Source organism: Paenibacillus fonticola DSM 21315 (assembly GCF_000381905.1).
GTDB lineage: Bacteria > Bacillota > Bacilli > Paenibacillales > Paenibacillaceae > Fontibacillus > Fontibacillus fonticola.
Genome location: NZ_KB907268.1, coordinates 14,050 through 35,975, shown reverse-complemented (window position 1 = coordinate 35,975; position 21,926 = coordinate 14,050). Strand labels below are relative to the sequence as shown.

The window sequence follows — 21,926 nt, the reverse complement described above, 5'->3', positions numbered from 1 at the left end:
GGCTTTAAAGCTTTTCGTTAAGCGCTAATTTCAGCGCCTCTAAGTTTTGCCGCATCAGTACGATGTAATCCCGGCTGCTGCTCAAGTCTTCCTCCGTCAAACCTTCAATCGGGTTAAGAACGGCCGTTTGGGCGCCGATCTCCTTAGAGATGGCTTCGGCTACTTTGGAGGAGACCAGGGTTTCGAAGAAAATCGTTTTCACCTCGTTCTCCTTGGCAAATTTGACGATTTCCGCCATTTGGGCTGCCGACGGCTCCAGCTCCGGAGACAGTCCGGCGATCGGCACCTGCCGGAGCCCGTATTCCCGGGCGAGGTAACCAAATGCGGCGTGCTGCGTAATGAAATCCTTGCGCTTCACGCTAGCAAGCGTATCTCTGAACTCCTGATCCAACGCCTCCAGCTTCGCCACATAGGCGTCCGCATTTTTCTTGAATAACTCTTGATGCTCCGGTGCAGCCTGGGAAAGACCTGCTTCAATATTTCGAACCTCCTGGATCGCAAGGGCCGGAGAGAGCCACACATGCGGATCCAGCCCGCCGTGATCATGATCATGGTGACCGGCTGCTTCATGGTCGGGGTCGTGATTGTGAGCCCCCACATTCGCCTGCTCCTGCTCCTGGTCGTGCTCGTGATTGTGGGCCTCTGCATTCGTCTGCTCGTGATCATGCTCGTGAGCTGCTTCCGCTTTCTCGTGCTCGTGATCGTGCTGATGAACAGCTTCCGCTCCCCCGTGCTCGCTGTCATGCTCATGGTCATGACCATGCTCGGCTTCAGCATTTTGGTTATCATGGCTATGATCATGCGCTTCAGCATCCTCAATGATGTCGAGCCCGTGGCTGGCTTCGATTTTCACGAGTGTCTCGCTGCTAACGGCGGAAAGAACCTGCTCCACCCAGCCCTCCATGCCGGCACCGTTATAGACGAACACATCGGCCTCCTCCAGCTTAGCGATGTCCCGGGGTGTTGGCTCCCAATCATGCGGCTCTACGCCGCTTGGAACAAGCATTTGCACGTTAGCCGCATCTCCCGCTACCTGTTTCGTGAACTCGTACATCGGATAAAAGCTGACCTGAATATTCAGCTTACCCTCTCCTGAGGAATCGGGAGCCGCCGAGGCGGGCGACTCCGCTTCTGCTCCGCCTGAGCCTGCGCCCCCCTTTGCGCCGCATGCCGCAACGACCATGATAACCACAAGCAGCAGTACCGCTGCAGCTAGCCCCTTATTCCCTTTATTCCATATTCTATTCATTCCTGCACTTCCTGATTGAATGCGATGTTTATTCACCTTTCCACTCCCTCTCGAAAATTTGAAGTTCTGCTCCCTTGTCCCATAAGCAGAGCTTGTTGTTTGTACCTGCCCTGTCTTCGCCGCAGCTTCTGCACGAGCATGGCGGACAACAGCATCAACAGCAGCATGAGCGAAATCGTGCCACCAGGCGGCACATTGACGTAATATGAAATGGTCAAACCGCTGAAGATGCCCAGCCATCCGGCCGCGACCGAAACCAGCAGCGCCATCGTGAACCCGCTAGCAACGCGCAAGGCGAGCGAAGCCGGCAGAACCATAAGTGAAGAGACGAGCAGGACGCCGACGATTGGCATCGCCGCGGCCACCGTCAACCCCGTTAATACCGCAAACGAGAACGACAGCCGCTTCACCTGCAAACCGCTAATCTGCGCCGTCTCTTCGTCAAAGGTCATATTATAAAGCGGCCTGTGCAGCACGAACAAATAAATCACGCCTGCCGCCGTCACGCCGCCAATCAACCACAGTCCCGAATCATTCACCGCGACAATCGAGCCGAACAAATAGGAGCTGAAGCTTTTGCTCCAATTGGTACGCAGGCTCATAAGTACGATGGCAAGAGCAAGACCCGAGGTCATAATGATCGCTACAGACATTTCGCTATAGGTCCGATAGGCCCGCCTCAGCCCATCCACAAGAATTCCGCCAATTACGGCGGCAGCAATTCCCGTCATGGTGGGATTCATTCCAACCAAGGAACCAAGCGCCACCCCGGCCAAAGAGACATGGGACAGCGTGTCCGCCATCAGCGCCTGCCGCCTGAGCATCAAATAGACGCCCAAGACGGGAGCGATTATTCCGAGCATAGCTCCGGCCCAAAACGCACGCTGCATGAACTCGTAGTCAAACATTGCCATCCCTCGCTCTCCCGCTGTTCCAATGAAATGATGCGATCCAAGTATTTTCCCGACTCCTGAAGCTCGTGCGTCACCATGATTACGGTCAGCCCGTGTGATGTAACATAATGGCGCATAAGCTGATAGAAGCCCAACCTTCCCTGCTGATCCATTCCCGCCGTAGGCTCATCCAGAACAAGCACGTTCGGCTTCCCTGCCAAAGCCCTGGCAATGCAGATCCGCTGCTTCTGTCCCCCGGACAGCTCCCCGACTTTACGATGTCGGTATTCCCACATACCGACCTGCTTTAAGCTCTGCTCGACGGTCTCGTGCTGCTCCGCCGCAAACCGTTTGAACAGACCCAGCCGGGAATAACAGCCTGACCTGACCAGCTCCAGTACACGGCTGGGAAAACCGCTATTGAAAGACGCCACGTTCTGCGGTACGTATCCGATACTCAAACGTTCTCCTTCCAATGCCTCGGTGTGAATATGCACCGAACCGCTCCATGGCTTCAGCAAGCCGAGCAATAGCTTTAGCAGCGTTGTTTTGGCGGCGCCATTAGGGCCGGTAATCCCGACGAATTCCCCTTGATGAATATCCACGGAAATGCCGCTTAGCACGGGCGTATCCCCATATCCGAATACGACATTCCGCATGGAAGACAAAATCATGCATACCCCCCTCACTTATGCGTAATTATTACGATTAAAGAGAAAGACACTTCGCCCGGTTAATTAGCACGATCACAGGCATCTCAGACATACATGGACTTATTGCTTCTGCACTAAAATATTTCTGACCGTGCATACCGGAACACTGTTCCCTCTTATGCTATCTTGTTTCACGGTGAATCGTATATTTTCTAAGCCTTGGCGAATATTTTCTTAGCTCTAACCGCTCGGGATGCGTCCTTTTGTTCTTCGTTGTTGTATAGTTTCGATCCCCGCATTCTGTGCATGCCAGCGTTATGACTACTCTCATCGTAATCCCCCTTTTTACGAGAAGAAAACTTCCTCCTCTCTAGTGTGTAGCTTCTATTCCACACTTGCTGCCAAATACTCCTCATCGCTCATCCACGGGAGCGGGTTGTGGAAGCTGGCCCAATCCAAGCTCATTTCTTCCTCTGTCAACAGGCATTGATCCAGCGATTTCTCTATCTCGGCACGGTTCATATGTATGCCGATAAAGACGATTTCATTGAGGCGGTCTCCCCATACTTCATCCCATTTTCGCCTCATTTCCGGCTCGCTGCGGAAGACCTCCTCCTGCTGCTCTTGCGGAAAAGACGCCAGCCACTGCCCCGCCGGCCCGAATTGAATCGATGGCCCGGCCTGGCTCAAGCTCGCTGCCAAATCCGTCTTGGCCGCGATCCAGGCCAGGCCTTTCGCCCGCACGACCTCTTCAGGCCAATCGCTCATAAAGTCAGCCAGCCGCTCTGGATGGAACGGCCGCACTCTGCGGTACACGAAGGAGCTGATGCCGTATTCCTCCGTCTCAGGGGTATGGCTCTCCTGCTGAAGCTCCTTGATCCAGCCCGCAGACATGCTCACCTCATCGAAATTGAACAAGCCTGTATTCAATATTTCCGCAGGATCGATGCTGCCATGCTGCGTCCGGATGAACTTGGCAGTGGGCTGCAGCTTCCTGAGTACTCCCTCCAGCTCATCCAGTTCCTCGTCCCCGACCAGGTCGCATTTATTCAGAACCAGCACATTGCAGGTTTCGATTTGATCGATCAGCAGATCCACAACATCCCGTGTATCACTATCACCGCTGGCTTCGCCTCTCTCCAGCAGCGTCTCTCCAGAGGAGAAGTCATGCCAGAAACGATAGGCGTCCACGACAGTTACCATGCAATCCAGCCTAGCCAAACCACGCAAATCAATCCCTGTCTCCGTATCCTCATAAGTGAAAGTCTGGGCAACCGGAATCGGTTCGCTTATGCCGGTAGATTCAATAAGGATATAATCAAATCTCCCTTCCTCCGCCAGCTTCTGCACTTCCTTCAGCAGGTCATCCCGCAGAGTGCAGCAAATGCAGCCGTTGGACATCTCCACCAGCCTCTCCTCCGTCCGCGACAGATTCGTTTCTGCGCTTACCAGCTCTGCATCGATGTTTATCTCGCTCATATCGTTGACAATGACGGCAACTCTCAGCCCTTGGCGATTATTCAGCACATGGTTCAGTACCGTTGTTTTCCCTGAGCCCAAGTAACCGCTAAGCACAGTAACCGGTATTTGCTGATTAGCCATTCGACCAACTCCCTTCACAAAATCGGAATAGTTTCCTACAGTGATAATTAATCGTAATAATTACGATTAACAAAACCTAATATAATGCCAACTCCCCCGTTTGTCAATGCTCGATGACCGGCAAAATTCATGATTTTTTGTTCTGAACCTCGTCCGTTATTAATAGTAATTATTATGATTAAGATAATCCTATGAAAAATAGAGGAGATTGCTATGAACCCATTGCCCCTAAGCCGATGGCTTCCCTTTTTGCTTCCCGCAGCCTTTGTGCTGGCCTGCCTCATCGTCATCGCGCCGGCTCTTCTGCCTTTAGTTTCGCTTGACCTCAATTATGTCCATCTGTTCAAGACAAGCTTTATCGGCATACTGCTGGAGGCGCTCCCTTTCGTGCTGATCGGGGCCTTGCTCTCCTCGCTTGTACATTTGTATATTTCCGAAGACACGTTAAGCAAATGGATTCCGAAGCACCCTGCTGCCGGCATTTTGTTCGCCTGCGTGCTAGGTTTCATATTTCCGGTGTGCGAGTGCGGGATGATTCCCCTGATCCGCAAGCTCATTCAAAAAGGCATGCCCGTATACATTGCCGCCGTATTCATTCTGGCCGGACCGATCGTGAATCCGGTTGTCTATGGGGCGACCTATATGGCGTTTCGGCTGCATCCGGAAATGGTCTATGCCAGAATGGGATTGGCCTTCCTTGTCGCCGCAGCGATCGGCTGGATGATCTACGCCACTTGGAAAGGAAACCCGCTAAGAACCAAACTCCTTCCCGGTGCTGCCTCGAGTCATCACGACCATGAGCATGGACGCCATGCGCAGTATCCTGGGGATCATGAGCAGTATCATAAGGATCATGAGCAGCTTTATGAGCGCAATCATAATCACAGCCATCCCCATGAACATGCCCGTAAGCATGATCACCACCATGAGCACAACCACGTGCATCATCATAACCATCCCAAGCAGGGCGGGAAAATAACAGCTGTACTCGTTCACGCGGCCGACGAGGTATTTGATATGGGAAAATACCTGATCATGGGCTGCCTCATTACGGCCGCGATTCAATCGTTCGTTCCCAGAGAGAGCCTTCTCGCCATCGGCGGGGGTCCTGTTGGCTCCTATGCCTTCATGATGGGCTTCGCTTTTCTATTATCGCTGTGCTCAACCTCCGACGCCTTTGTCGCTGCCGCGTTCACGCATACGTTTTCCGCCGGCTCCCTGCTCGCCTTTCTCGTGTTCGGACCGATGCTGGACCTCAAGAACGTCCTGATGCTCCTGTCCGTCTTCAAAGCCAAATTTGTACTCTACTTCGCTTTTCTCATCTGTACCGTCGTGTTTATCGGCTCTGTCCTTGCAGGCAAGCTCTATTTAAGCTAATGTCCGTTTCTTAAGCGATGGAAGGAGGTTTTACCGTAATGAAAAATTCCCGCACAACGCTGCGGCGGCAGCAGCTTGCACGAAGCTTCATTTTGCTGGCCTTCGCCTTATTTATCGCCCATCTGTCCAGAAGCGGCACGCTGCATTACTACATCGCCCCAAAAATGGAGCCTTGGCTCCGCTACAGTGCGATCCCGCTCACTGCCATGTCCCTCTGCCTCGCCTGGGAGGCACTGTTTCGCAGCACTTCTCCCGCCTGCGGCTGCGAGCACCATGCCGCGCCCGCATCCCCGTTAAAGAACGCCGCTGTTTACGCCCTCTTTCTTATCCCGCTGCTGCTCGGCGTTGTTATGCCAGATCAGGCGCTCGGCAGCATGGCGGCAAATCAAAAGGGCATGCAGTTCTCTTCGCCCGCGCTGAATACGGAGCACCTCAACAACGTCTTCATCGCCCCGGATAAATACAACGAAGAATTCGCCGAGCTCGCCAAAAAATTATACCCTCAAGACATTATCGAGGTTAAACCGGAAATTTACTCCGAAACGATAGGCGCTTTCGAGCTGTTCAAGGATCAATTCCAGGGAAAAACTGTGAAGCTGAGCGGTTTTGTCTATGAAGATCCCGGCTCAAACAGCCCGCGCGAGTTCGTTGTAGGCCGGTTCCTTGTCCAATGCTGCACCGCGGATGCCTATCCGTTCGGCGTTGTCGTTTCCTCTGCGCAGCCTCTTCCCTGGTTCGAACGGGACGCCTGGATCGAAGTACAAGGGACGCTGCAAACGACGCTCCGCAACGGCAGGGAAATCCTCGCTGTCTCGGCAGAGGAAATCCGTGAAATCCCCCGCCCGGCGACCCCTTACGTTTACCCGAATGATCATCCCCTTGAAGCTTTCGACAAATAACAAGGAAAAAAAAGCCGCCATACCCCGCCGCATTGCATGCGTCAAAGGAATGGCAGCTTTTATGTTATGCGCCCGCCGCGGCTATTCTAAAAGCAGAATACGCCGCAGCCTAGTTTCACTTATTAATCGCGCGTTACTGTAATCCAGTCACTTCCACCTGCATGAACCTTCGCTCCCAGAGCTTCTGCGATAAAACGAAGCGGCACATAGGTTTTGCCGTCCGTATGGATGAATGCCGGCTCAGACAGTTCAGCTGCCTTGCCGGCTACTTTTGCCTGCTTAGAGCCGATGGTCAGCACAATCTCCGCTTGCGTGATATCGTCGATGATCGTAATCGTCTTCGTTGCCTCATTCCATTTGATCTCCGCATCGAGTTCAGCGGACATGTAACGCAGCGGCACGAAGCTGGTACCGTTCTTCTTGATCACTTCGTAGTAGTCGCCCGGATACCCGATCATTACGTTTTTGGAAGTGATCTGCATTTTGTCTTTAAGCAGCTTGTAAATGATCGAACCTGGCTCAAAGTTGCGCAAAATTTGCCCCGGAGTCATTTCCTCGTCCGTAACATCCAGTTTGCCTGCATTTACGTTGACTTGATCCACAGCTACGGTCCCGCCAACATTCCACATTTCGGATTCACTGCGTACTGTGAACGTCTTGATAGGCACGCCTGCGCCCTGAGGAATCGCTATCGTCAGTTCCATGTTCTGCTTGCGCGTATTCAGGTCGCCGTCGAAATACAGATCGGTTTTGAGCACGGTATCTTTTCCCAACACCGTGTTCAACTCTGGCATTTCTTCGAACAGGGCGGCTGCCTGTTGATCGTAATCCTTCAAGATCTCGTTCAGCGCTTCCTGAACTACACCGTACATGGCAGCTACGGTGAACTCTTTGGAGGATGCCGGTCCTGCATCGAAAGCGTCGGATCCCGATTGGGTGCTAAGAACCGTATAGTATGCGTCATAGAAAGCGCCGATCAGCTCCTTCAAGCCCGCTTCGTCCTTCGATACGTTCGTCAGCAGCGGCTTGACCAGCTTCACCAGCTCATCACCGCGAATTTCGGCATGCAGATGAGTCAGGCTGAGCGTTTCTTCATTGACTTTCTCCTGCACTTTTTTCACGGAAATCGTGGACGGATTCGGCATATGCTTGAGCAGGAAGCCCGCAGCCTTAACCCCGAATTCCTGAGACTGCTCATCGTATGGCTCGAAGGCAAGATACTCTGAGTATGCATCCTCTAAGGATATGTACAGCGGTTGCTTCGCCCCTTCAAGCTGGACGGTTATGCCTTTGGTATCCAGCGAAATATGATACGGGAGCTTCTCACCGGAAAAGCCGATCGAGCCTTTGAGCGACATCGTCGAAGCATCCTTGATTTTAGCATGGTCAACCGTTAAAGAAATTGAATTGATAAGATCTATAATTTCCTTGTCTACCGCAGACACGTTATCCGCAGGGACAACTTCGATTGTAACCTTCTGCTTGGATTCGCTGGATTGAACTTCCAAGCTCTTCTGCAAAGCCTTGTTGACGTCATAACCTCCTACTGCTTCACAACCAGTAAGAATGACCAATAATAGCACTAACGGCAGCGATAGCCACTTTCCAAATCTTTTCAAAAGATAACCTCCCTAATTTTAATATATTCTATTATCATGTATTAACTTCCTATTGTAAACAGGAGCAATCTATTAGTTGACAAGCATTGGAGCAGCAGAAACCAGTTCATTTATGCTATAATAAGAGCAAATCAACAAAATAATTGAAGAAGATCCATGCTGCTGCGGCATGGGAGAGGTTCGCGAACTCCCTCTATAAAAAACTAACGGCGCTTCGCGCCTTTTTTGCCGTGCCCTTTGGGGCCTTGGCGTGTTTTTTCATAGTGTCAAAGTTCAAGAACTCTCTTTCTTCTATGTAAATGATGCTGCTAGCATCCTTTCACAAAATTCAGAAGAAGAGAGGTTTTTTTATGCTTAAAAACGAAAAAGCCGTCGTCGTTTTCAGCGGCGGCCAAGACAGCACCACCTGTCTATTCTGGGCATTGAAGCAATTCCGTGAAGTAGAGGTCGTCACCTTTGATTACGGCCAGCGCCACAAGCAGGAAATCGAGTGCGCCCGCGGAATCGCCGAAGAGCGCGGGGTCAAATTCCACCTGCTCGACATGGGACTTCTAGCTCAATTAAGTCCGAATGCATTAACGCGTCATGACATGGACATCGTCCACGAGGACGGCGAGCTTCCCAACACGTTCGTAGAAGGACGTAATCATCTGTTCCTCAGCTTCGCAGCTGTTCTTGCCAAAGGAGTCGGGGCAAGGCATATTATTACCGGCGTATGCGAGACGGATTTCAGCGGTTATCCGGATTGCCGGGACGCCTTCGTCAAATCGCTGAACGTTACGCTTAACCTGGCCATGGATCATAACTTCGTCATCCATACCCCGCTCATGTGGCTTGATAAATCTGCTACATGGCAGCTTGCCGACGAGCTTGGCGCCTTCGACTATATCCGGGAGCGTACGCTCACCTGCTATAACGGCGTCATCGGCGACGGCTGCGGAGAATGTCCGGCCTGCAAACTAAGGCTTGCCGGAATGGAAGACTATCTCCAGACGCGAGGAAAGGGGGCGACGTCATGAGCTTCGTACCTGGCGAATTTCGCATCGTCGACAATCTGCAGAAGCTTGGCGAGGATATCCCTCGCTCCAAATTAAGATACCATCAGCGGCGCGTGCTGGTGAGCAAGGAGTTTACGTTCGACGCCGCACACCATTTGCATGCGTATGAGGGCAAGTGTAAAAACTTGCACGGACATACCTATAAAGTCGTTTTTGGAATCAGCGGGATACCTGATGAAATCGGAATTACAATTGATTTCGGAACGATCAAAGCCATATGGAAGCACGAAATCGAAGGATACCTCGACCATCAATATTTAAATGAGTCGCTGCCGCATATGAATACGACCGCAGAGAACATGGTAGTCTGGCTTTATGAGCAGATGGAGCACGCGCTGCAAAAAGACGCCTACCGTTCCCCGGAGCTGCAGGCCCGGACGGAGTTCGTCCGTCTGTACGAGACGCCTACGAGCTACGCTGAAATAAGACGGGAGTGGATGAACGGTGAGTAACACACATCAGCCGATTCCCGTCCTGGAAATATTCGGGCCAACGATTCAAGGGGAAGGAATGGTCATCGGCCAGAAGACGATGTTCGTCCGCACGGCGGGCTGCGACTACCGCTGCTCCTGGTGCGATTCGGCCTTTACCTGGGACGGCAGCGCCAAGGATGACATCCGCCTGATGAGGGCCGAGGATATTTATGCCGAGCTGCAAGCTCTTGGCGGCGGCCGCTTCTCCCATGTGACACTGTCCGGCGGCAACCCTGCCCTCCTCGGCGGGCTCGGCGCATTGGTGAAACTGCTCCATGACAAAGGGATTGCCGTTGCGGTTGAGACGCAGGGCTCCCGCTGGCAGGACTGGCTCGCCGAGATCGACCAGGTGACCCTGTCGCCAAAGCCGCCCAGCTCGGGCATGACGACGGACTGGGGCGCGCTGGACAACGTTGTGTCACGGCTGGCAGCCCGAGCTAATCCTTACAGCCAAAGCCTGAAGGTCGTCGTCTTTGACGAGGCGGATTTGGCCTATGCGAAGAAGGTGCATGCCCGCTATCCAGACATTCCGTTCTTCCTGCAGGTCGGCAACTCGGATGTCAGAAGAATGGATATTCAGCAGCATACCACCGACCTTCTGGAGAGATACGAGCAGCTAATTGATCTGGTCGTCGCTGATCCAGAGCTGAACGATGTCCGCGTTCTGCCCCAGCTTCATGCTCTTGTATGGGGCAACAAACGCGGTGTCTAGCGTTCTCTATTATTACTGAAAATTTCTCTATTATTGCTGAAAACAAGAAACAATCCGCTTAGGAGGAATTATATATGACTGGAAGACAAAACGAAGAGCTTCAGGATTTAACGCTGCTTGGCAATCAAAAGGTGCAGTATTCTTTTGCCTATGATCCGGGCATTCTTGAAAGCTTCGATAACAAGCATCCTTATCGCGATTACTTCGTAAAGTTCAACTGCCCGGAGTTTACGAGCCTGTGCCCGATTACGGGACAGCCCGATTTTGCCACCATTTATATCAGCTATATTCCCGACATCAAAATGGTGGAGAGCAAGTCCTTGAAGCTATACCTCTTCAGCTTCCGCAACCATGGCGATTTCCATGAGGACTGCGTGAACATCATCATGAACGACCTGATTAAACTGATGGACCCGAGATATATTGAGGTCTGGGGCAAATTTACGCCGAGAGGCGGCATTTCGATCGATCCGTACTGCAACTATGGCCGTCCCGGCACGAAATACGAGGCCATGGCCGAGCAGCGCCTCATTCAGCATGACATGTACCCGGAGAAAATCGATAACAGATAATCGAGTTTCAGACGGCTGCAATCTGTTACAATGAATAAATAGAGATTGCAACCTATTCCGGAGGGGAGAGAACTGCCTTGAAGCCGAAAGTATTCATTGCCCGCAACGTTCCTAAGGAAGTCGAAGACTATATCGCCGAGCATTGCACCTATGACAAATGGGACAGCCCTGAGCTGATCCCGCGAGATGCCTTGCTGGCCAGCCTATCCGATGCGGAGGGGCTGCTCACCTTTGGCGGCAAGATCGATGCCGAGCTGCTGGATCGTGCGCCGAAGCTGAAGGTGGTCAGCACGATGAGCGTGGGCTACAACCATTTCGATCTGGAAGCGATGAAAGCCCGCGGGGTCATGGGAACCAATACGCCGGACGTACTCAATGAGACGGTCGCGGATCTGATCTTCGCCTTAATGCTAGCCGCTGCCCGCAGGGTACCAGAGCTTGACCGCTACGTGAAGGAAGGCGAATGGAAGCGCGGCAACAACCAGGAACTGTTCGGTCTGGATGTCCATCATAAGAAGCTGGGGATCATCGGCATGGGCGGCATCGGGGAAGCCGTCGCCCGCCGGGCCAAATGGGGCTTTCAAATGGACGTCCTCTACCATAACCGCAGCCGGAAGCCTGCTGCCGAATCAGAGCTTGGAGCCAAGTACTGCTCCATGGATGAGCTGCTTCAAGAAGCCGATTTCATCGTGCTGATGACGCCGCTGACACCGGAGACAGAACGCCTGATTGGCAAGCGGGAATTCGGGCTGATGAAGCCGACAGCGATCTTTATCAATGCGTCCCGGGGGCAAACTGTCGATGAGCAGGCGCTTATCGCGGCGTTGGAACAACGGACAATTTATGCGGCTGGTCTGGACGTCTTCGAGCGGGAGCCCGTATCTCCGGACAACCCTTTATTGAAGCTGCCGAATGTCGTTACCCTGCCTCATATCGGCTCGGCAACGAGCAAGACGCGCTTCGACATGGCGATGCTGGCCGCTGAGAACCTGGTCGCCGCCCTCAGCGGCAAAGTTCCGCCACAGCTTGTCAAGGAGCTGCGACCGTAAGCTTGAGCAAGCGTTCGTTCCAACAGTAAGCCCAGGCCTCCAGATTGCTCCGCTATGGCGGAATTAAATTACTACAACAAGCGTGGTTTTGCATCACAACAAAGAAGGGATGGATTAGGGTGCACTTCACACCCTGCTCCAGCCCTTCTTTGCGTCTCTTGCCGGCTATTCCTCATCCTCAAAGCCGGTATGATATTTGCCTTCGCTTGAGGAGCGATGCTTGGTCGCTTCCTTGTCCCTTTCCTCCCGCACTTCCATGCGCAAATCCTCCACGGGAATCGGATCGACATGCATCTCGCTCTCATGCATATCAAACAAGCTTGGTTTGCTTGTCGGGTACTGCTCGGGATGGTCCCATCCTCCTGCCCGGTCACCGGGCTTAGTATCACGTCTGGACTTGTCCTCCATAGGTTATCACCTCGCATGAGTTGTAATCTTTTTATACCTCAAAAATATACAAAATAAACGTGCTTATGAGGATTGCTGCGGCTGCTTCTTGCGCTGGCCCTTCGGAGAGATACGGTCATTCGGCATGCATAACACGACGAGCACCGCTAATCCGGCAGGAATCAGAGCCCACATAAACGTATGGGCAATAGAGGAAGAGAGCGCTCCCGTTATTTTTTCCAGCACAGGCGGTGGAATTTCTCCCCGCTTCTCCGGGGACAGCACTTCCTTGAAATCACCGAGCGATTGTCCGGACTCGCCTATTCCCATGCCCCCGAAAGCCCGCTTCATTTCACCCGTGACTAGATTTCTTTGTACAATTCCGAAAATTGTGATCCCCAAAGTCATTCCGAGCGAGCGCAGAAACGAGTTAGTGGACGTAGCCGCGCCGCGCTGGCGCATATCAAAATGATGCACGGCCGCCATGCTCAGCACGGAAAAAGAATAACCGACCCCGAATCCGGTCAGGATGCTGTACAACGTAAGCAAAATACGGGGAGTATCGATGGATATCGTGCTCAAGGCGAATATTCCGCTCACGAAGCAAATGACGGAGATGATCATAATCGTACGGTAGGATAGACGTGTGGATAACATCCCGCCCAGCATGCTGCCTATGACCGAGCCGATCATCATCGGCATCAGATTGAGACCCGAATTCGTCGCCGAACCGCCATATACACCTTGAACGTAGATGGGGATGAATACAGTGGCTACGATGAACACGCTGCCATAGAGCAGTGCCAGGCCACTGCTCGTCGCGTAAAGTCTGTTTTTGAACATGCTGAATGAAATAATCGGCTCCTCCGCCCGCGTTTCGATGAACAGAAAAGCAATAAATAAGACAGCAAATCCGGCGAATAAACTTAGAATGGCCGTGGAATCCCAAGGATAAGTTTCACCCCCCAATTCCAGCGCGAACATCAGGCATACGACAGCACCGACAAGCGTAAATGCACCGCCCCAATCGATACGCTGCTTGGAATGCGACAGCGATTCACGATAGAATAAGATAATCAGGGCAAGGCAAACCAGGCCGAGCGGCACGTTGATAAAGAACACCCAGTGCCAACCAAGCTTATCCGTGATATAGGCGCCAAGCAAAGGGCCGAAGATGCTGGAAGTTCCAAATACCGCTCCAAGAAGTCCGGTCATCTTGCCACGCTTCTCCAGTGGAAAAATATCATAAATAATCGTAAAAGCAATCGGCATCAGCGCCCCGCCGCCAATCCCCTGAATAGCCCGAAAGATACTCAACTGCGCAATGCTCCCAGCGATGCCGCATAGCACCGACCCGACTAAAAACGTAATAATCCCGAAGATGAAAAATCGCTTGCGCCCATACATATCGGACAGTTTGCCGAAAACAGGAGTCCCAGCCATTACGGCAACCATGTAAGCCGAAGTGACCCAAACGAACTGCTTCATGCCGCCAAGCTGCGACACAATGGTTCCCATAGCTGTTGTGACGATCGTGTTATCCATCGCCGACATCAGGATGGCCAGCATCAATCCGATCAAAATGAGGGAAGTGTTGTCCTTCTGTTTGGTCATCAAATAGGTATGCTCCTTTAAACTTATTCAGATTAAAAATAATCACTTCTTTTGTTTATTTTATTGAAAACAGGCGGAAAGTAAAGCAGCCACCTTTATTCTCTGTTATCCACCGCTCATCACCATCACTCATTATTCATTATTCATTATTCATTATTCATTACTCATTACTCATTACTCGTTATTCGTTATTCGTTATTCGTTATTGATCCTCATTCTCTTTTCCTTTTCCTTTTCCTTTTCCTTTTCCTTTTTCCTTTCCCCATTATCCTTCTTTCTTTTGCTCCTCTCCCCGTATGGCTCGACAAAAATTTGTAATACGACAAAGTACGAGTGCCATCTTACAAATATTGTAATAATATGATACAATAATAATGTGATCATAGCCTTACCCATTTCAAGCTTGAATAGGTAAACCTCACATGAGGATGTCCTGGAAGGGGACGTCTTTTTTCATGAAAAACTTATCTCGACGATAGCACCGCCGAACTATATGCAGCGCATCTTTTACCCTATAATAAAGAAATAAGTTTCAAAGAGAGGGAGGCTCACCATATGAACTCCAAATGGACCATACTGGAACAAAAAATGCGGGAAGCAGGCATACAAACTTTAATCATTACCGATCCAAAGCACATCTATTATTTGACTGGCTTCCATAGCAATCCCCACGAACGTTTTCTGGGCGCCATATTTTCCATAGGCAAACCGCCCTTCCTTCTCGTTCCGGAGCTGGATGAAGAGAATGCCCGCGCGGTGGCTGACATTACCGAAGTCGTTACGCACAGCGATACGGATAACCCTTATGAAATATTAAAAAGAAACCTGAAATCCTCGGTCGGTACGATCGGCTTTGAAAAGGATCATATGTCCGTAGCCCGCTTCGAACAGCTCCAGGAATCCTTATCATTCGCCAGATACCTGGATGCCGGGCCATGGCTGCGCCAGCTTCGCAACCGCAAATCGCCAGAGGAAATCGCGAAAATCCGGCGTGCAGTTAATCTCATCGAGCAAGTATTGCTGGACACTTTGCCCCATGTACATACAGGCGTCACCGAATACGAGCTCGTCGCCGAAATTGAATACCTTATCCGCAAAGTAGGCGCCGAAGGCCCAGCCTTCGATTCCATGGTGCTGTCCGGGAAGAAAACCGCCCTTCCCCATGGGGTGCCGGGGAATGAGGCTATAACGAGCGGCGACCTGCTTATGTTTGATATCGGCCTGTATGCCGGCGGTTATGCTTCGGACATTACGCGCACCTATGCCGTCGGCCATTTGGACGAAGGACTGCAGCGCATCTATAATACGGTGCACGCCGCGAATGAAGCCGCGATCCAGGCCATTAAGCCCGGCGTCTCCTATGCCTCGATTGATAAAGCCGCCCGCGACGTCATTACGGATGCCGGGTACGGCTCCTACTTCATTCACCGGCTCGGCCACGGCCTCGGCATTGACGTTCACGAGTTCCCTTCCGTCCACGGCGAGAACGAGCTGCTGCTGGAAGAGGGCAATGTATTTACCGTCGAGCCGGGAATTTACGTTCCAGGACTTGGCGGCGTACGGATCGAAGATGATGTCGCAGTAACGGCTTCAGGCGTCGATGTGTTAACGGCGCTGCCAAAGGAGCTTACTTATTTATAAACCACCTTATTAAGCCATAGCCAACTTGAAATAAGTCCCCAAAATAATAAGTTGGGCGGAAGAACATCATGTTTTCCGTCCAACTTTTTAGTGCGCCCCCCACTTTGAGTAGAATGTGGGCCTTAATGCCACAATCCCGAACTCGCCCGAACTCGCCCCCTCATTTAATGCTTTTATAGTAGTTATTTTCTGCGGTAAAGAAGGGAACGCAGGTTTAAATGGATTTCATGTCGTTAGTGAGAAGGAAGAGGGGCATCCTGGCCTGGATTCTTAATTTTTGATGCATCAAATCCATCTAATCCCTGAAATATTCGTTTCGAGCATAAATAAATACATGATCTCCATTTAGTCAACGTTCCATTTAGTTAACGTTCCAGTAGTTAACGTTCCAGTTTAGCTTCGTATCCGATACTTTTTATGGAGGAGCTGAAAAATAGCATGGCGGTGCTTCGCTGCATGACGGCGGTCGGTCGGCGAACCACGGCTACTTGGCTTGCGCCGCTTCAACCTCGTCTGGATGATAGTTTCGGGCGATATATAGAAATGGGGTGCCCGCAGCGGTGAGAACAAATTTAATGACATAAGTCGTCAGTAAAATCTCCGCCCAAATGCGCAAGCTGTATTGCCCGGCAAAAGCGATCGTACAAAAGATCAGCGTATCCACGAACGAGCTGACCATCGTACTGAAATTGTTGCGAATCCATAACTGACCTCGGCTCGGATAAAACTTCCTGATCCACGCAAATAGCCGCACATCCAGAAATTGACTGATGAAGTAGGCTGTCAGGCTTCCCAGCGCGAGTCTAGGCATCCAGCCAAATATGCTCTTTAATGATTTTTGCGCAAAATCCCCGGGTTGAGGGGTGAAGACCAATGCCATCTGCATCAGGATGGTCGTCATAATCAAAGTAAAGAAACCGAACCACACCGCTTTTTTAGCTTCGCCGCGGCCGTATTTTTCATTGAGCAAATCGCTGGTCAGGTAGAGGCTGACATACATCGTATTACCGAGAGTCATTACGATCCCGAACATCTCAATCGTCTTCACCACTTGTATATTGGCAATGACCGTAGCTACGCCAATCCATGCATAAAGCCCTTTTTTTCCAAACCAGCGATAGCATATCAAGAAAAACGTAAAATTCACGAGCACAAACAGTACGCCCCATCCGAAGTTGAACATAAGACTTCCTTCCTTTTTGCCCCTTATTTGAAAATACAGTGAAAAGTTTATGAAAAAAAGGAGAATATGATCAAACTCCTATTTTCAAATGGGAAAACTTTCTATAATATAAGACTTATGAACCAGTGGTTAATTTTTCGCTTAGGTTAATGGAAAGAGACGAATAGTAACAGCGATCGACCAGAATGGATTAAATAGATTAGGAGGATATTTATGTATGTTCGGAATTAAGCTTTCAATCAGCCGCAAATTCATGACCACCTTTGCCGTTGTCATTGTGTTGTCTTCACTGTTATTCAGCATAAGCTTTTACAACGTATCTATGGGAATTATCAAAAATAACGTTCTGCCCCAGTTTGACAAAGTTCTACATACGAGTACACAGGATATTTACCGCAGACTCGATACTACGATGGCCCTTCAACTGCTCAAGGGAGGAGAAAGTTCCCGATTCGGCGTGGAGGCTTACTTAACAAAAAGTGCCGAGGATTTTCAACTGGATACGGTTTATCTCTTTCACCTGAAGGATGAGCAAGCTACCGTCATTGCAGCGAGTTCCGATTCTATCGTGCAAACTTCCGAACAGATTCCCGTTCAAGATGCGATGAGACAAGCGCCGGCGGGCAAGCTGGCTATTAGCGAGCTGTATTCGGACAAGTTCGGCTACCACAAAACAGCTTATATCCAAATTCCGGGCAGCGAGCTGATGCTGGCTGTTGGAATGGATGCTACCTTCGTCAAAGAGAAGCAATCGGAAATATTCTGGATCTGCTTCGGCATTACCGCCGTCATTATCATTGTTGGATCTGCCGCAGCTTTTTGGATCAGTAAACGCATTACACAGCCGTTAAAAAGCCTGGGCCAGGTGACCGAGGCAATGGCCCGGGGCGATTTTCGCCAATCGATCCAGGTTCAAGGCCAGGACGAACTGGCCCAACTGGCGGCAAGCTTCCGTACGATGACGGAGCAGCTAAAGGGAATGATCTCGAGCGTACACCTTACATCCCAAGCTGTCGTTAGCACTTCGGATAACTTGCTCGGTTCAGCGCAAACCTTCGAGCAATTAATTTACAGCTCCGCTGAAGCGGCACAGCAAGTGGAAGCAGGCAGTACCACACTTGCCTCGACTGCAGCCGAAAATGCACGCGCCATGGAGGAAATCTCCAAAGGCATCCAATATATTGCGTCTTCCTCCGCCGAAATTACCGAAAAAATCGGTGAAGCCTCGCAGAAGGCGATAACAGGCAATGAACTGGCGTACAACGCTGTCAACGGCATGCTTCTTGTGGAAGAGGCCGCCACGGAATCAATGAACCATATTTCTTTGATGAACGAGCGTTCCGAAGCGATCGCCCAAATCGTTGGAACGATCAAGGAAATCAGTAAACAGATTAACATCCTGGCGCTTAATGCCGCCATCGAATCGGCCCGTGCCGGCGAACACGGAAAGGGTTTTGCGGTCGTAGCTGAAGAAGTGCGCAAGCTTGCCGAGCAATCCCGCATCGCAACGGATGAAATCGGCGATTATCTCCTCGCCATCCAGGAGGAGTCCGGCAACTCGGTTCGCGCCATGCAGCGGGTCAGCGAGGAAATCCAGTCAGGGACGGCCCGCGTTAAAAGTGCGGAAGAAGCCTTCTCACAACTGACGGAATGGATTCAATCGATTAATTTGACTATTCAATCGATCTCCTCATCGACCCAGCAGGTTTCGGCCAGCGCGGAAGAGGTGACCGTCTCTGTAGAAGACGCTGCCGACATCACAGCAAAATCGCTGGAGATGATCGAGGAAATTGCCGGCAACTCTACAAGGCAGGCGGAGGAAATCAAGGATCATGCCAACACCGTGCGCAATCTCCATGAAGGCGCGCTGTCCCTGCGTGAATCCGTCAGCAAATTTATCATCTGATAAATCAATGGAAATTATTACAGCCGTAAAGCAGCCGTAAAGCAGCCGTAAAGCCATAAGTAATGCCGTGATACCCAAGGTACCACGGCATTGCTATTTTCTACCCCAGACAAATCACCGCTGTTAACAGTACCGCCGCCTCTAAGCCTTCATTCAAAGCACCGTACACATCTCCCGTTAACCCGCCCAATCGCTTGCTAATCCTGCTTGCTGCCAACGCGCCAACGAGCCAAGCGATGCAGGGCGTGATGAAATACAGCAGCGAAAACGGCAATGAAACTATTCCCTGCTCCAGCCAGGATATTACCGTTAATCCTACAGCCGATAGCAGCAGGGCAGCCACCGTGGAAAATGCGATAGTACCCAGCTTCAGCCCGCGAAATCTGTCCGCAAGCCCTTCGCCCTGCCGCGCCGTCGGCCATGCTTGCATAGCATAGGTCATGAACCAGCGGCTCCATATCGCTGCCGTTAGAAGCGCCGCGCCGGCCTTAGCATAACTAAAGCCGATTAGCGTATAGAGGAGAGACATCTTCAACAGGAGCAGCAGTACGCAAGCGATGACTCCCATGGCGCCGACACGGCTGTCCTTCATAATTTCCAGCATTCTCTCCCTGCTTCGGAAGCTGAGCAGCGCGTCCGCCGAATCCATCCAGCCGTCGAGATGCAGCCCTCCGGTCAACCAGACCCACAAAGCGAGGACAAGCACCGCAGCCGGCATCGGCGGCAGTACCCAAGCAAAGCCAACAGCAGCCAGACCGAGCGCAGCCCCTATAGCGAATCCGACCAGCGGATAGTATTTGGCACTCCGCCGCAGCACCTCCGGCGTAAACTTCACCGCAACCGGCACCGGAAACCGCGACAAAAATTGAAACGCTGCCGCCAGCGGCCAATCCTTGCCGGTACTATTGGGATTGGGAGTGGTGCTGTTGGTATCGGTTGTACTGGTAGTAGCGCTGCTGCCCCCGGGACAGTTGTAACTATTATTACTGGTACAGTCGTTAACGTTGTTGTCAGCGTTGTTGTCAGCGCTGTTGTCAGCGCTGTTGTCGGCGCTGTTGGTACAGTTGTTGTCTATATCGTTTCTGTCGTTAGCGTTGCTCCTGCTCATAACTTGTACTCCCTGCTTTTCAGCTCAATCGGAATTCCCACCGTAACAAGAAATACCTGGTCAGCAATAGCAGCTACACGCCGATTCAAAATCCCAGCCAAATCCCGGTACTGCCGGCCCAGCGCATACGCAGGAACAATTCCGCTCCCCACCTCGTTAGTTACGATAACAAGCGTCCCTTTGTACTTTTTGATCGCTTCAAGAAGCTGATCGATTTCCGTCATTATTTTTGACTCTGCATTATCCTTCTCTCCCACAGCGAGCAGCATGTTGGAGAGCCAAAGCGTTAGGCAATCGACTAGCACAGCCGGGGATGCGGCTCCCCCAACGTTAGCGTGCGCTTCTTCAGGCTGGCTGCTTCCGAGCTCTAAGAGCAAATCGCCCAGTTGAAGCGGCTCCTCGATCGTTTCCCAACCATAACCTGCCACTGCCCGGTCCTGACGATGCAGAGCGATCCTCTGCTCCATTTCCGCATCGAAGGCTTGGGCCGTAGCGATATAGCATGCTTCAGGCGCATGCTTCATACACCATTGCTCGGCAAAGCTGCTCTTCCCGCTGCGGGCGCCTCCGGTCACCATGACGATCATTTCGGATCCTCCACGGCCGCTGGCTCACCCGCTGAAATTCCCACGCTTTCGAAAGTAGCCATTTCCTTCATGATCCGGCAAGCTCCGTCAATCAGGTGCAAAGCAAGCGCGCCGCCCGTGCCTTCACCGAGCCGCATATCCAGCTCCAGCATCGGGGAAAGACCAAGCTCGCGCAGCACTTGAATATGCCCCGGTTCCTGCGAGCGGTGGGAAGCCACCATATAACCCGCTGTCTCCGCACATAGCCTTTGAGCGGCTAAAGCAGCAACGCTCGATATGAATCCATCAATAACGACCGGGCATCGATGGGCCGCTGCGCCAAGTACAACCCCGGTTAAGCCGGCGATCTCCAGCCCCCCTACCTTGGAGAGCACATCGAGCGGATCATTGGCAGCCGGTTGATTTACCGCAATCGCCCTTTCTACCACGGAAGCCTTATGCTTCATCTTCCGTTCGTCAATTCCGGTGCCGCGGCCGACGCATTCGATTGGTGCAATACCCAAAAGTACGCTCATCACCGCAGCGCTGGCCGTTGTGTTGCCGATGCCCATCTCTCCAGTAACGAACAGTGTTGTGCCTTTATTCACAGCCTCCTTCACGATGGCAACCCCGGCCAAAACAGCCGCCTCCGCTTCCGCACGGCTCATCGCTGGGCCAAGGGCCATGTTGGCCGTTCCCATCCTCACCTTCCGCTCCAACAGATCCGGATGACTCAGCTCGGCATTCACGCCGATATCGACACACAACACTTCCGCCGAAGCCTGACGGGCAAATACATTAATCGCCGCTCCGCCAGCCAAAAAATTTAACACCATTTGCGGGGTAACCTCAGCCGGAAAAGCGCTAATCCCTTCCTCGCAGACCCCATGATCCGCAGCCATTACAATAATCGCACGCTGCGGGAAGCTTGGCTTAACCTGGCCGGTAATCCCAGCAAGCTGTACCGCCAGTTCCTCCAGCTTGCCAAGACTGCCCGGCGGCTTAGTCAAACGGTCCAGGTGCTTTGCTGCTAACTCTGCCGCTTTCTTTTGCAGCGGCGCAATTAATCCAATGACGTCCGAAATGGAATAGCTCATCCTGCAGCCCTCTTTTCTAATTAATCTACATATCATAATTTTTGCTAATAACCGGACGAGAAAGTCACCCCCTGGCGTTATTCCTGGGTGACACGATAGACATATTCGTAAGATGCATCTGCTTGACTGGGCAGGCTCATAGGACACGTGCAATCAAGCATGACTTTACTTGTTTACGGACACAGAAGGCGCTATTTGGCCTGTTTGCCTAGTTTACGGCGACCTAACGGACCCCACAGACCTTATTAGCCCCAACTCCGTGCAAAAA

The 21,926-nt window shown here is 51.7% G+C and carries 21 protein-coding genes and 1 riboswitch; of the genes, 9 read left to right on the top strand and 12 right to left on the bottom strand.

Annotated features, from left to right (window positions below; genetic code table 11):
- Nucleotides 1-4 precede the first annotated feature (4 nt).
- The 5 genes from G358_RS0121405 to G358_RS0121385 all read right to left on the bottom strand — a co-directional run bounded on the left by G358_RS0121405 (nt 5) and on the right by G358_RS0121385 (nt 4,397).
- Nucleotides 5-1,249, bottom strand: a complete 1,245-nt coding sequence (locus G358_RS0121405) for a metal ABC transporter substrate-binding protein (protein WP_019639309.1) — start codon at nt 1,247-1,249, stop codon at nt 5-7.
- 32 nt (nt 1,250-1,281) lie between these two features.
- Nucleotides 1,282-2,163: a metal ABC transporter permease gene (locus G358_RS0121400; protein WP_019639308.1), complete on the bottom strand. Its 882-nt coding sequence runs from the start codon at nt 2,161-2,163 to the stop codon at nt 1,282-1,284.
- Nucleotides 2,100-2,816 carry a metal ABC transporter ATP-binding protein gene (locus G358_RS0121395; protein WP_019639307.1) on the bottom strand — a complete coding sequence of 239 codons (717 nt, stop codon included), beginning with the start codon at nt 2,814-2,816 and terminating at the stop codon, nt 2,100-2,102. Before G358_RS0121395 ends, G358_RS0121400 begins: the two co-directional genes overlap by 64 nt.
- A gap of 160 nt (nt 2,817-2,976) precedes the next feature.
- Nucleotides 2,977-3,126 (bottom strand): 50S ribosomal protein L33, encoded by a 150-nt coding sequence (gene rpmG / locus G358_RS0121390; RefSeq protein WP_084662861.1) that lies wholly within the window; start codon nt 3,124-3,126, stop codon nt 2,977-2,979.
- Nucleotides 3,127-3,179: 53 nt separating this feature from the next.
- Nucleotides 3,180-4,397, bottom strand: coding sequence for a GTP-binding protein (locus tag G358_RS0121385; RefSeq protein WP_019639305.1), 1,218 nt, complete (start codon nt 4,395-4,397; stop codon nt 3,180-3,182).
- A 213-nt stretch (nt 4,398-4,610) separates the two neighbouring features.
- Here G358_RS0121385 and G358_RS0121380 point away from each other — a divergent pair, with 213 nt between their 5' ends.
- Both G358_RS0121380 and G358_RS0121375 read left to right on the top strand, forming a co-directional pair.
- Nucleotides 4,611-5,774 carry a permease gene (locus G358_RS0121380; protein ID WP_019639304.1) on the top strand — a complete coding sequence of 388 codons (1,164 nt, stop codon included), beginning with the start codon at nt 4,611-4,613 and terminating at the stop codon, nt 5,772-5,774.
- Nucleotides 5,775-5,812: 38 nt separating this feature from the next.
- The gene (locus G358_RS0121375) at nt 5,813-6,673 is read left to right on the top strand and encodes a TIGR03943 family putative permease subunit (protein WP_019639303.1); all 861 of its coding nucleotides are present in this window, start codon (nt 5,813-5,815) and stop codon (nt 6,671-6,673) included.
- 122 nt (nt 6,674-6,795) lie between these two features.
- On the opposite strand, the gene G358_RS0121370 is transcribed toward G358_RS0121375, so the two are convergent.
- Complete coding sequence (locus G358_RS0121370; RefSeq protein ID WP_019639302.1) at nt 6,796-8,292, bottom strand: copper amine oxidase N-terminal domain-containing protein; 1,497 nt, start codon at nt 8,290-8,292, stop codon at nt 6,796-6,798.
- 169 nt (nt 8,293-8,461) lie between these two features.
- Nucleotides 8,462-8,505: riboswitch (PreQ1 riboswitch) on the top strand.
- 137 nt (nt 8,506-8,642) lie between these two features.
- Here G358_RS0121370 and queC point away from each other — a divergent pair.
- From queC to G358_RS0121345, 5 genes are all read left to right on the top strand, one after another.
- On the top strand, nt 8,643-9,311 hold the full coding sequence (gene queC / locus G358_RS0121365; RefSeq protein WP_019639301.1) for a 7-cyano-7-deazaguanine synthase QueC: 669 nt from the start codon (nt 8,643-8,645) through the stop codon (nt 9,309-9,311).
- Complete coding sequence (queD, locus tag G358_RS0121360; RefSeq protein WP_019639300.1) at nt 9,308-9,802, top strand: 6-carboxytetrahydropterin synthase QueD; 495 nt, start codon at nt 9,308-9,310, stop codon at nt 9,800-9,802. Before queC ends, queD begins: the two co-directional genes overlap by 4 nt.
- Nucleotides 9,795-10,535: a 7-carboxy-7-deazaguanine synthase QueE gene (gene queE, locus G358_RS0121355; protein WP_019639299.1), complete on the top strand. Its 741-nt coding sequence runs from the start codon at nt 9,795-9,797 to the stop codon at nt 10,533-10,535. Before queD ends, queE begins: the two co-directional genes overlap by 8 nt.
- Before the next feature lie 74 nt (nt 10,536-10,609).
- On the top strand, nt 10,610-11,107 hold the full coding sequence (queF, locus tag G358_RS0121350) for a preQ(1) synthase (RefSeq protein ID WP_019639298.1): 498 nt from the start codon (nt 10,610-10,612) through the stop codon (nt 11,105-11,107).
- Between the two features lie 77 nt (nt 11,108-11,184).
- A complete protein-coding gene (locus G358_RS0121345; protein ID WP_019639297.1) occupies nt 11,185-12,156 on the top strand; it encodes a 2-hydroxyacid dehydrogenase in 972 nt (323 codons plus the stop codon).
- Nucleotides 12,157-12,321: 165 nt separating this feature from the next.
- On the opposite strand, the gene G358_RS0121340 is transcribed toward G358_RS0121345, so the two are convergent.
- Nucleotides 12,322-12,564 (bottom strand): hypothetical protein, encoded by a 243-nt coding sequence (locus G358_RS0121340; protein WP_019639296.1) that lies wholly within the window; start codon nt 12,562-12,564, stop codon nt 12,322-12,324.
- Between the two features lie 63 nt (nt 12,565-12,627).
- Nucleotides 12,628-14,157, bottom strand: a complete 1,530-nt coding sequence (locus G358_RS0121335) for an MDR family MFS transporter (RefSeq protein ID WP_019639295.1) — start codon at nt 14,155-14,157, stop codon at nt 12,628-12,630.
- A 555-nt stretch (nt 14,158-14,712) separates the two neighbouring features.
- Between G358_RS0121335 and G358_RS0121325 the strand changes: the two genes are divergently transcribed.
- On the top strand, nt 14,713-15,798 hold the full coding sequence (locus tag G358_RS0121325) for a M24 family metallopeptidase (protein WP_019639293.1): 1,086 nt from the start codon (nt 14,713-14,715) through the stop codon (nt 15,796-15,798).
- A gap of 484 nt (nt 15,799-16,282) precedes the next feature.
- Here the strand turns inward: G358_RS0121325 and G358_RS0121320 are convergent, their stop codons facing one another.
- Nucleotides 16,283-16,981, bottom strand: coding sequence for a queuosine precursor transporter (locus G358_RS0121320; protein ID WP_019639292.1), 699 nt, complete (start codon nt 16,979-16,981; stop codon nt 16,283-16,285).
- Between the two features lie 217 nt (nt 16,982-17,198).
- Between G358_RS0121320 and G358_RS0121315 the strand changes: the two genes are divergently transcribed.
- Entirely contained in the window at nt 17,199-18,887 is a 1,689-nt protein-coding gene (locus G358_RS0121315; protein WP_019639291.1) for a methyl-accepting chemotaxis protein, read from the top strand.
- Between the two features lie 100 nt (nt 18,888-18,987).
- Here the strand turns inward: G358_RS0121315 and cobS are convergent, their stop codons facing one another.
- From cobS to cobT, 3 genes are read right to left on the bottom strand one after another with little or no spacing between them, the layout of a single operon-like run.
- Nucleotides 18,988-19,995: an adenosylcobinamide-GDP ribazoletransferase gene (gene cobS, locus G358_RS0121310; RefSeq protein ID WP_019639290.1), complete on the bottom strand. Its 1,008-nt coding sequence runs from the start codon at nt 19,993-19,995 to the stop codon at nt 18,988-18,990.
- Nucleotides 19,992-20,582 carry a bifunctional adenosylcobinamide kinase/adenosylcobinamide-phosphate guanylyltransferase gene (cobU, locus tag G358_RS0121305; protein WP_019639289.1) on the bottom strand — a complete coding sequence of 197 codons (591 nt, stop codon included), beginning with the start codon at nt 20,580-20,582 and terminating at the stop codon, nt 19,992-19,994. The genes cobS and cobU overlap by 4 nt, the downstream gene beginning before the upstream one ends.
- Nucleotides 20,579-21,658 (bottom strand): nicotinate-nucleotide--dimethylbenzimidazole phosphoribosyltransferase, encoded by a 1,080-nt coding sequence (gene cobT, locus G358_RS0121300; protein WP_019639288.1) that lies wholly within the window; start codon nt 21,656-21,658, stop codon nt 20,579-20,581. Before cobT ends, cobU begins: the two co-directional genes overlap by 4 nt.
- Between the last annotated feature and the right edge of the window lie 268 nt (nt 21,659-21,926).

Excerpts from the sequence above, each read along its gene's own strand:
- G358_RS0121315 (WP_019639291.1), top strand. The coding sequence starts at position 17,199 with ATGTTCGGAATTAAGCTTTCAATCAGCCGCAAATTCATGACCACCTTT.
- G358_RS0121335 (WP_019639295.1), bottom strand. The coding sequence starts at position 14,157 with ATGACCAAACAGAAGGACAACACTTCCCTCATTTTGATCGGATTGATG.
- G358_RS0121340 (WP_019639296.1), bottom strand. The coding sequence starts at position 12,564 with ATGGAGGACAAGTCCAGACGTGATACTAAGCCCGGTGACCGGGCAGGA.
- G358_RS0121325 (WP_019639293.1), top strand. The coding sequence starts at position 14,713 with ATGAACTCCAAATGGACCATACTGGAACAAAAAATGCGGGAAGCAGGC.
- G358_RS0121375 (WP_019639303.1), top strand. The coding sequence starts at position 5,813 with ATGAAAAATTCCCGCACAACGCTGCGGCGGCAGCAGCTTGCACGAAGC.
- cobT (WP_019639288.1), bottom strand. The coding sequence starts at position 21,658 with ATGAGCTATTCCATTTCGGACGTCATTGGATTAATTGCGCCGCTGCAA.
- queC (WP_019639301.1), top strand. The coding sequence starts at position 8,643 with ATGCTTAAAAACGAAAAAGCCGTCGTCGTTTTCAGCGGCGGCCAAGAC.
- queF (WP_019639298.1), top strand. The coding sequence starts at position 10,610 with ATGACTGGAAGACAAAACGAAGAGCTTCAGGATTTAACGCTGCTTGGC.
- G358_RS0121405 (WP_019639309.1), bottom strand. The coding sequence starts at position 1,249 with ATGAATAGAATATGGAATAAAGGGAATAAGGGGCTAGCTGCAGCGGTA.
- G358_RS0121385 (WP_019639305.1), bottom strand. The coding sequence starts at position 4,397 with ATGGCTAATCAGCAAATACCGGTTACTGTGCTTAGCGGTTACTTGGGC.
- cobU (WP_019639289.1), bottom strand. The coding sequence starts at position 20,582 with ATGATCGTCATGGTGACCGGAGGCGCCCGCAGCGGGAAGAGCAGCTTT.
- cobS (WP_019639290.1), bottom strand. The coding sequence starts at position 19,995 with ATGAGCAGGAGCAACGCTAACGACAGAAACGATATAGACAACAACTGT.
- rpmG (WP_084662861.1), bottom strand. The coding sequence starts at position 3,126 with ATGAGAGTAGTCATAACGCTGGCATGCACAGAATGCGGGGATCGAAAC.
- G358_RS0121320 (WP_019639292.1), bottom strand. The coding sequence starts at position 16,981 with ATGTTCAACTTCGGATGGGGCGTACTGTTTGTGCTCGTGAATTTTACG.
- G358_RS0121400 (WP_019639308.1), bottom strand. The coding sequence starts at position 2,163 with ATGGCAATGTTTGACTACGAGTTCATGCAGCGTGCGTTTTGGGCCGGA.
- G358_RS0121395 (WP_019639307.1), bottom strand. The coding sequence starts at position 2,816 with ATGATTTTGTCTTCCATGCGGAATGTCGTATTCGGATATGGGGATACG.
- G358_RS0121380 (WP_019639304.1), top strand. The coding sequence starts at position 4,611 with ATGAACCCATTGCCCCTAAGCCGATGGCTTCCCTTTTTGCTTCCCGCA.
- queD (WP_019639300.1), top strand. The coding sequence starts at position 9,308 with ATGAGCTTCGTACCTGGCGAATTTCGCATCGTCGACAATCTGCAGAAG.